The following is a 9324-nucleotide window of genomic DNA, read 5'->3' as shown; positions in this document are numbered from 1 at the left end:
TGTGAGATTTGTGTAAACACACACACACACACACACACACATTGCGACCGGCGTATCTTCGCGCGTTAATATACTTAATTATCATCAATACATGCAAGGGTGGAAACTCCTTTTTACAGGAGTTCCCACCCTTTTTCATTTTCGTATACCCCATTTTGACACATTAAAAACTTAGCAGCATCAAGTGACAATGACCTGTAATATGAAAAAAAAGAACTATATTCTATTACTCTGCATCCTGCTCTGTGCAGCTCCGCTCATGGCTCAGGATGCCCCGGAAAATACGAAATCCCCCGGCTGGTATGCAGGCGTGCAGGGCGGCGTGCCCTTCGGCGTATCCACATTCAGCAGTTTCGGTTTCGACAAGACCCGTGCGGGATTCAGCGGCGGAGTTTATGGAGGCTACCGTTTCAATCCTGTACTTTCTTTGGAGGCTCTGGCTGTTTTCGGGAAAATGAGCATGAGCCAGAGAGATTGCTGCATCTCCGGCAATTACTGGCTTGGTTCGGACGGTGTCCGTTATCATGCTCCGGTACTCGGAATGGAAGGCTGGGACTATGCCGGCCTGAAAAGCAGTGTAACGACGCAACGCTACGGTTTGCAGCTCAATGCCGATGTGCTTGGTTTTTTCCCGTCCACTCGTCAAAGCCGGTGGAGCGTGGAGGTGTCGCCCCTGCTGGCAGCCGTTGGCACGAAAGCCTCCCTGTCCACCCTTGACGGCGGAAAAGAGGCATGCAAGGAAAATACGGAATGGCATCTGGGTGCAGGCGGAAACATTCAGGCAGGATACCGTTTTGCCTGCGGTATAGGTGTCGGCATTTACAGCGGTGTCACTTACCTTACGGGCGACGGCATGGACGGACTTCCCAAGAGCGGGCACAAAGCCAACTATATATGGGAAAGCGGCATACGTGTCAGTTTCGCGTTCGGCAAGAAAAGCGGAAAGAAAGCAGACCACGGCATTGCTTACCCGGCATCTGCCGGTCAGCCGCAGGATGAGAGGGACAATGCCGTAGAAACAGCCCCGGCGGAAATACCGGAACAGACCGTCACGGACAGTACGGCACAGAAAACTGTCGTCACGGCAGCAGACAATTCAACCGAAACCGATTTTGAATTCCCGACTGTCTATTTCGATTTCAACAGCATTTCGCTTCGTCCGTCCGAGACATCCAAGCTTGAAACGATACTCGGCATACTGAAAGAACATCCCGACATGCACATAGTCGTGACGGGCTGGTGCGACACCCGTGGCAGCCGGAGCGTAAACGAACGCTATTCCATCCGACGCGCCGAAGCGGTCAAACAGTGGCTTGAAAGTCGCGGCATCGCAGCCGGACGCATTACAGCCGTAGGACGCGGCAGCGACGTGAACGAGAAGGATGCGGACAAAGCCCGCCGTGCCGAAGTGACAGACAAGAAAAGAAAGGAGGACAGACGATGAAAAATACGGTCAGAAATTTCCTATATGTATCCCTGCTCATGCTGTTGCCGCTATGGACGGCCTGCGACAAGGACGTACACGAAAATGAAAGCCCCGGCCTTGCCGTTGGCATGGAATGGCTCGATGGCATCGAACCGACCGACATCACAAGCCCGGTAAACCTGTGGATATACGACGCTGATGGTCATGAAGTGGAAGCGCACGAGTTTTCCTCTCCGCAAGAACTGGCATCCGGCCTGTTCAGCCTGCCGGAGGGCGACTATACGCTTGTAGGCGTCTGCGGCCTGACAGAGCCGTACCGGTATGATTACGAGAACGGTACACGGACAGCCGACATGCTGCGCGTTTCGCTTGCCGACCCGTCGGCTTCGCCCGCACACGCCGTCGGTGGCGTGGCCGTGGCAAGCGTGACCGACACCAGAATCAATCTCCGTTCCGTCATCCGTGTCGCTCCGTTGCTGGCAGAGCTTGCTGTCCGTATCAACGGCGTGCCCGAAGGAGCGTCGCTTGCCGTCACGGTACGCAATGCCGCCACCTGCCTTTATCCGGCACGGCGCGGCGATGACAACAGCTACGTCGTACCTTCCGCCGAAAAGACAGATGCGCTCCTGCCGCAAGCCGTTGCCGACAGGGGGACGCTCTCTACCGATGCCCGCCTGATGCCAACGGCACAAGGTGAAGCCTGCACGATGCTCTACCTGGTCATGACCTTTGCCGACGGCTCCCGTCATGAATACACGGCAGAAGCTCCCCTGATGCTTGCCGGGAAACGCTACGAGCTGGCATTGGAATACGACAGGATGCAGCCCTACATGTATATCACCGCCACCGACATTAACCCTTGGGGCGAAGGCTGGATTACGAGTGATGACATCTTTAATCCCGGAATATAATTAACAAATAAAATAAAGATAGAGTTATGATGAAGAGCATGTTATCCGTTGCTGCCGCACTCCTTGTACTGGCGGCATGCACGAACGACCATGAACCCGGCTATGCTCCGGCAAAAGAGATCCGGGTGGATGCTTCCATCGGGCAGATGACCCGTGTGACAACCGACGGCGACGAATCGGTGTTTGAGACGGGCGACCGTATCAGCGTCTATGCCTGGTTGGGTGCAGCCGACGATGCACAGCAGCTTGTGGTGGACAATTCCGTCAACACCTTAGGCGACGACGGCACATGGACGGCCAGCCCGCAAATGCTGTGGGCAAACAGCAGTTCGGCGCATTACTTTCTGGGCATTTATCCGGTGCAGGAGGTAAGCGACCTGAAAGCCATGAACTATGTACTGACCCCTGAAGACCAGGAGGCAAGCGACCTTCTTTATGCCATGAATGCCGGCACTGAGAACAAGGGCATCACGCCCACTAACACGCCCGTGGCGCTGACCTTCAGCCACCTGATGTCGAAATTAGTCATCAACCTGAATTTCCGCAGCCAGTGGTCCGGAACACCGGTCGTGGAATCGGTCAGAGCCATTGCAAAGGCGGAGGCAAGCGTCAATCTCCTCTCCGGAGAGATTACGCCACAGGGCGACAATAAGGCGATAGACATCCCGGCTTTGGAAACACCGGCAGCCAACTACGCTTGCAGCTATGCCGGTATCATGATTCCTAACAGCAATTTAATTGAAATACAGATCAAGGTAAAAGACATTGACGAGCCATACGTCTATAACGTAGGGGTTTCCATCCCGTTGGAAACAGGCAAGTACACCACCGTCAACCTGACATTGGGACGTGACGAAATCACCTTAGACAATGACATCACCATCACCGACTGGGCTCCGCTCGAAGGCGACTATGGCGGTAACATATTTTTTCCGGGTGCGTAAACCGCTGTGCTGACTATATATTTATAACTGATTAAAACAGCAAACGTATGAATATAAAGAATCTATTATTGGCAACAACCGCTATCCTGTTGGCTGCGTGCAGCACCGACAGCGATGTACTGCCACCGCAAGACCTTGGACAGATAAGGGTAACGGCATCCGTGGGAGCCATGACCCGTGTGGCCCATAGCGGCAACTCGACCACCTTCGAGACGAATGACCGGATCAGTGTCTATGCCTGGCTGGGAGCCGACAACAACATGCAGCGGCTTGTGGTGGACAACTCCATCAATACATTAGGCGGCGACGGCACATGGACCGCCGAGCCGCAGATGCTTTGGGCCGACAATACGTCCGACCACTATTTCCTCGGCATCTATCCCGAGCGCAACGGAGCTACCGATTACGATGCCGACCCCTATACGCTGGACTTCAATAACCAGACCGCGAGCGACCTGCTGGTGGCGAGGACCACGGCCAAGCCCACCGGTTCTGCCGTGAAGCTGGAGTTTGAGCATGTAATGGCCAAGCTCGTGGTAAACCTTTCGTTCCGCAACGAGTGGACAACCGCACCCGAAGTGGCTTCGGTAACGGCAACCGCATGCACCGAAGCCACCGTGAATTATTTAGAGAATCCTGTCGAGGTAACCCCGGCCACCGGTCAAAACCTTGTGGTGATTCCCTTCACGGGCACATCCGCCAGCTTTGCCGGCATCATGATTCCCGGGCAGAGCGGGTTCCGCACCATCAACGTCACGCTGGAGAACGGCAAGGTATATACCTATACCCACTCTGCGGACATCGACCTGCAACCGGGCAGATACACTACGGTGAACCTTGTGCTGGGACGCGACAGGATCGAACTGGACGATGCGGGCATCAACGTGTCGGACTGGGAAAACGGTACTTCCATTGATGGCGCAGAAGCGAACGAAGCCTACTCATACGATTCCAATACCAAAACCATCACCATTTACAGCGGTGAAGGACTGAAGGTAGCGGCAGATGTGGTGAACAGCGGTGATACCGACATCAACATCATCCTCGACAATGACATCGACCTCTCGGACATCGACTGGACGCCGATAGGAGACTACTATAACCGATACACCGGCACCTTCGACGGTGGCAACTATACCATCACGGGGCTGACCGTTACGGGAAGTAACGAATATGCGGGCCTGTTCGGACGCATCGGCTCCGGCGGCACGGTGAAGAATGTGGTGCTGAAGGACGTACAGATAGAAAGCGATAACCAGTATGGCTGTGTTGGCGGCGTAGCGGGTAATAGCGATGGCAACATTGAAAACTGCTCGGTGTCGGGCAGTGTCAGCAGTCGCCATACCGCAGGCGGCGTGGTGGGCCAGCAATTTGGCGGTTCCATCACCCTATGCGGCTCCTCGGCCACAGTGAAGGGAACGGGCGAAGTCGGCGGCGTGGCAGGTAAAACGGATAATAGTGCCACCCTGACAGCCTGCTATGCCACAGGAAACGTGACCTTTGAAAGAGCCTCCACAATCAACACCTTCGCTGGCGGCGTGGTGGGACTTAACGGAACCGGCAGCATTCTCACCGCCTGCTATGCCACGGGCAACGTGACCGGTACAGGCACTGGAACCGGCTCTTGTTGTGTAGGCGGCGTAACGGGAGACAACTTTAATGGCACCCTGACCGCCTGCTACCATGCCAATGGGACTGTCAGCGGCCCGGACGGAGCCACAGGCGGCGTGGCGGGACAGAACTTCAAGGACTCCATGTTTGGTGGCGGTATCATCACCGCCTGCTACTGGGGAGACAACGGTCAGGAACAAGGCATAGGCTATAATCAGGCGGGCACTGGCGAAACCACTCAGGTGGACGGCCCGACTACTTGGCAGACGGCTGTGGATGCCATGAACACCGCATTGAATTCTGAAAGCTGGAAGTACGTACTCAACGGAGCGCTGCCGACATTGGAGGAAAAATAATAAACCGTCGGACGGGATTCCGGTTTCATCCGAAAAAGGAATCTTTGAAAGATAAATAATTAACAACTTAACAGAAAATAGTTCAAATGAAAAAAGCAAACATTTTGGCAACAGCAGTGCTGGCCACCCTTTTGGCAGCCTGCTCCAACGACAGCGACGTGCTCAACACGCCCGACTATGCCGACACGCCTATCGGACTGAATGTGAACGTAGGCCCGATGGCCACCCGTGCCGGTTATGACAACACGAACCTGACCGGAAGCAGTTTCGGACTTTACCTGACAACGGAAGGCACGAACAGCGACGAACGCTACAACTGCACGAACCGGGAAGTGAGATATGAAAGTGGCTGGACGATTCAGGGCGGACAACTCCTGTGGAAAAGCAATGATGCAACAGTAACCTATTACGCTTATCTGCCCTATACAGGAACAGTGGGCGATGCTGCAAGCTATGCCTTTACGGTACAGACCGACCAGAGCAGCGATAGCAACGTAAAGGCATCCGATTTTCTGTGTACCGGAACACAGACTGCCACAGCCGGAACGGCACTCGACATCAACTTCCAACATGCACTGTCCAAGCTGAACGTGACACTGACAAAGGGCACCGAGCTTGAAGACGGACTGACTTTCAAATCGGTAAAGCTCTCCAACTGCGCCACGGAAATTGTCGTTAACCTGCTCGAAGGAACAATCGTTAAGACTACCAACAGCGGACAGACCATCACCCTGTATGCTACAACCGAAAACAAGCAATACGAGTGCATCCTCGTACCGCAGACCTTCGCTCAGAGCCTGAAGGTGGAAATCACCGACAACAACGGAAAGGTATATACATTCACATCCAACAAAGACCTTACGTTTGCCAGTGGTGAAGAATACACGCTGAATCTTACCGTAGGCCGCGACAAAGTGACGACGGGTACCATTTCTGCCGACCCATGGGGTGAGGAACAGCAAGGCGGCGACTTAGTAACAGAATAAAAGTAAACAACATTCATAAACATAACAAGAATGAAAATAGCAAAATATATTCCGGCTGCCGCCCTCGCACTGGTGTTGGCAGGCTGCCAAAGTGAAGATGATTTCATCTCTTCCGACTATGCCAACGACCCGATGGCCGTACACATCCGTGCAGGCATCGAGGCTCTGCAGACCCGTGTGAACACGACAGGAACAGGCAACGCATGGGACGAGAACGACCAGATTTCGGTAACAAACACCTCGCCAGAAGCGATAACAGGCAAGGACAAGGCGGTTTACGAATACAGCAATGGCGCATGGAGTCCGGCAGGAACCGACTACATAGTCTGGTCTGACGATGTCGAAAACACCTTTGAAGCCTATTATCCCGTCGTGGAAGGAAAAACGGACTCCTACACGCAGTTTGAACTCCCGGCCGACCAGAGCAGCAGCAATCCAACTGAAACCAATTACATAGGCCGTGCGGACTATATGACGGCGGCAGCGTCACAAAGTAAGAGCGATGCGCTGAACCTGACATTCAAGCACCACCTGGCCAAGGTTACCGTGGAGATAAGCGGCTACGGCGACCAGTACGCCACACAGAAACCTGTATTCCAGGCTCCTACATTCACGTTACCTACCACAACGACTACAGTAGATGGAAAGACACTGACCGTTGCCGGCAATGGAACGACAATAACCGGACTATTCAGCGAGGACGCTTCAACAGAAGCCAAACACAGCTTCACCGCCGTCCTGCTGCCGGGCAAGTATGCTACTAATGATACGTTTGTCAAGCTGAACATTCAGGGCGGCACTCCGCTTACCGTCAAGGCCAATGTTCAACAACTGACTACCGGTTTGGAATCGGGCAAAGCCTATACCTTCAACGTGACCGTAGGTAAGAATGGTGCCACCATCAACAGCGTTACGGTTGGCGACTGGGGTACCGACGGCTGGACGGAAAGCGGAACGGCAGACGCAGCCCTTTCATTTTCATTCAGCATCCAGACTTCGACGGACGGACTGACACCTGACGATGGCGAGTATATCCTTGCCGATTGACAAACAATAAAATTCAGACCATAAAATAAACGGAATAACAAAATGAAGACAAGAAACAAACTATACGATAAGAGCCGGCTGCGCCTCCTTTGTCTGCTGACAGCGTTGCTCGGCTTATTCGGTGCCGGACAGACATGGGCAGGCAATCCCACCACCCTCACCGTGGGCGGCACCAGTGTGCTGGGCGGCGGCTGCTGGACGACCGACGAAAACGGCAAGCTGACCGCCACGGAAAGTACCACCGACTACAACGTCAAGTACGACAGCGCCACCGGCACCCTGACCCTGAAGGACGCCAACATCACCGGGGATAGCAGCACCAACTTCAGCGCGGGCATCTACGCAGAGGGCGACCTGACCATCGTGCTGGAGGGCAGCAGCACCGTCACGGGCGTTGTGTGTAACGACCAATCCCGGGGCATCAATACTTTAGATGGGAATCTGACCATCCAAGGCGGCGGCAGCCTGACCGCGCGGGGGGCTGATACGAGCGGAGGCGGCAGTTGCAGTTATGGTATCTATGTCTATGGATCATTCACCCAGCAAGGCGGCAGCGTCACCGCCATCGCCGGCAACGTGAGCGGAAACAATCCTTCGAGCGGACTCGATGTATCTGGCACGGTTACGGTGAAGGGAGGGACGCTGACCGCCACTGGCGGTTCTGCTGCTAGAAATATCAGTTACGGCATCTCTGCGTATTCGTTCACCGTGAGCGACGCCACCGTGACCGCCACCAGCGGGTCTGCTGGGTATGCAAGTTATGGCCTTTATATTGCTTCCTCTTCCCCTTCCTCTTCCCCTTCTGTGACCCTATCCGGCAGCAGTTCCCTCACCGCCCGGAGCGGATCGGCGGAGGACACGGCGGGCGGCATTTACGTCCAGAACCCCTTTGGCAGCACAGGGTTCGTAACCGTCGGGGACAACTCCACCCTGCTGGCCAACAGTGTGATATTATGTGATAATTTTTTCACTGAAAAACCGCTGGCCCCCACCGGCAACGGTAGCTGGCTGATCTACGGCCAGAGCAACCAGACCAGCGCCGTGGGCGGCAGCTATACCCTGACCGATAACCTCACCATTGAAAGCGGGAACACCCTCACCATCCCGTCGGGCAGCACCCTGACGATTCCGGAAGATAAGACTTTGACTGCAGATGCCGACCAGTTGGTTGTAAACGGAGAACTGGTATTGGAAGGTACGTTCACTGCAGATGCAAAGGAATTGACAGGAACGGGAGCTATTGTTTTAGGCGAAATAACGCTGACTGACGATAAGGGTATTAGCGAGTATGCAGGTTACCACCTCAAGTTGAAAAGCAAAAAGGTTACTTATGTCCGTGCCCTGTCAGATAACTCCCAATATGGAACCATCTGTCTGCCGTTCGTTCCTACTTCTGTAGCTGGCGGTCAGGTTACTTACTATCAGGTTTTGGAGTTGGAAAGCGACGAGATTACCCTCGTAGAAACCGATTTTGAAGCCGGCAAGCCGCTGTTCTATCAAACACCCGGTACAGGCAGCATCACCTTCAGCGCCGAAAGTGCCGCAGGCGTGGAACTGGTAACCACCCCTGCGACAGACAACTTCATGGTAGGTACAATGAGTGTGGCTACACCCACCGCGGGCTACTTCCTGAAGAACAACAACTTCTATCCGATAACCAATGGAGACAAAGTAAAGGTGAAGTCTTTCCGTGCGTATGTGAAGGGGCAGAATGATGCTTCGCAAGCAAGCGTCATGTCTGTCAATGTGGCAAGACCGTAACAAAGTATTAAGAACTCCCATTCCGGGCGGGAGCATTTGTGCCCGGTAACATCATACAGACACCGCAGCCCGCTACCGCAAGGTCAGTGGGCTGCATTTTCATAGGAGAAACTATAAACAAAATGAGGTAAACCGCATGAAACAGAAAACAATAGCAACCAGGCACCTGCGCACCAAGATAGCGGCGGGATATGTGCTGATACTATTCGTCATTTTCGGCATCGTCTATATTTGGCTCAACGAACAGCACAGACGACAGGAATTAGAGATTACAAGCCAAAA

7 protein-coding genes are annotated in these 9324 nt (G+C 54.0%); all 7 read left to right on the top strand.

Annotated elements, in window-relative coordinates:
* Positions 1-202 precede the first annotated feature (202 nt).
* A complete protein-coding gene (locus H9625_RS16480) occupies positions 203-1444 on the top strand; it encodes an OmpA family protein (protein ID WP_191765380.1) in 1242 nt (413 codons plus the stop codon).
* Positions 1441-2337, top strand: coding sequence for a FimB/Mfa2 family fimbrial subunit (locus H9625_RS16475; protein WP_191765378.1), 897 nt, complete (start codon positions 1441-1443; stop codon positions 2335-2337). Before H9625_RS16480 ends, H9625_RS16475 begins: the two co-directional genes overlap by 4 nt.
* Positions 2338-2363: 26 nt before the next feature.
* Positions 2364-3281 carry a fimbrillin family protein gene (locus H9625_RS16470; RefSeq protein ID WP_191765376.1) on the top strand — a complete coding sequence of 306 codons (918 nt, stop codon included), beginning with the start codon at positions 2364-2366 and terminating at the stop codon, positions 3279-3281.
* Positions 3282-3328: 47 nt separating this feature from the next.
* A complete protein-coding gene (locus H9625_RS17820) occupies positions 3329-5248 on the top strand; it encodes a fimbrillin family protein (RefSeq protein ID WP_225226477.1) in 1920 nt (639 codons plus the stop codon).
* Between the two features lie 86 nt (positions 5249-5334).
* On the top strand, positions 5335-6234 hold the full coding sequence (locus H9625_RS16460; protein WP_191765374.1) for a fimbrillin family protein: 900 nt from the start codon (positions 5335-5337) through the stop codon (positions 6232-6234).
* 30 nt (positions 6235-6264) lie between these two features.
* Positions 6265-7281 (top strand): fimbrillin family protein, encoded by a 1017-nt coding sequence (locus H9625_RS16455; RefSeq protein ID WP_191765372.1) that lies wholly within the window; start codon positions 6265-6267, stop codon positions 7279-7281.
* A 576-nt stretch (positions 7282-7857) separates the two neighbouring features.
* Complete coding sequence (locus H9625_RS16450; RefSeq protein WP_191765370.1) at positions 7858-9042, top strand: hypothetical protein; 1185 nt, start codon at positions 7858-7860, stop codon at positions 9040-9042.
* Positions 9043-9324 lie beyond the last annotated feature (282 nt).

It is taken from the genome of Phocaeicola intestinalis, assembly GCF_014837065.1.
Classification (GTDB): domain Bacteria; phylum Bacteroidota; class Bacteroidia; order Bacteroidales; family Bacteroidaceae; genus Phocaeicola; species Phocaeicola intestinalis.
Note: the sequence above shows the minus strand (reverse complement) of the source record. Positions and strands in the feature narration are given on the sequence as shown.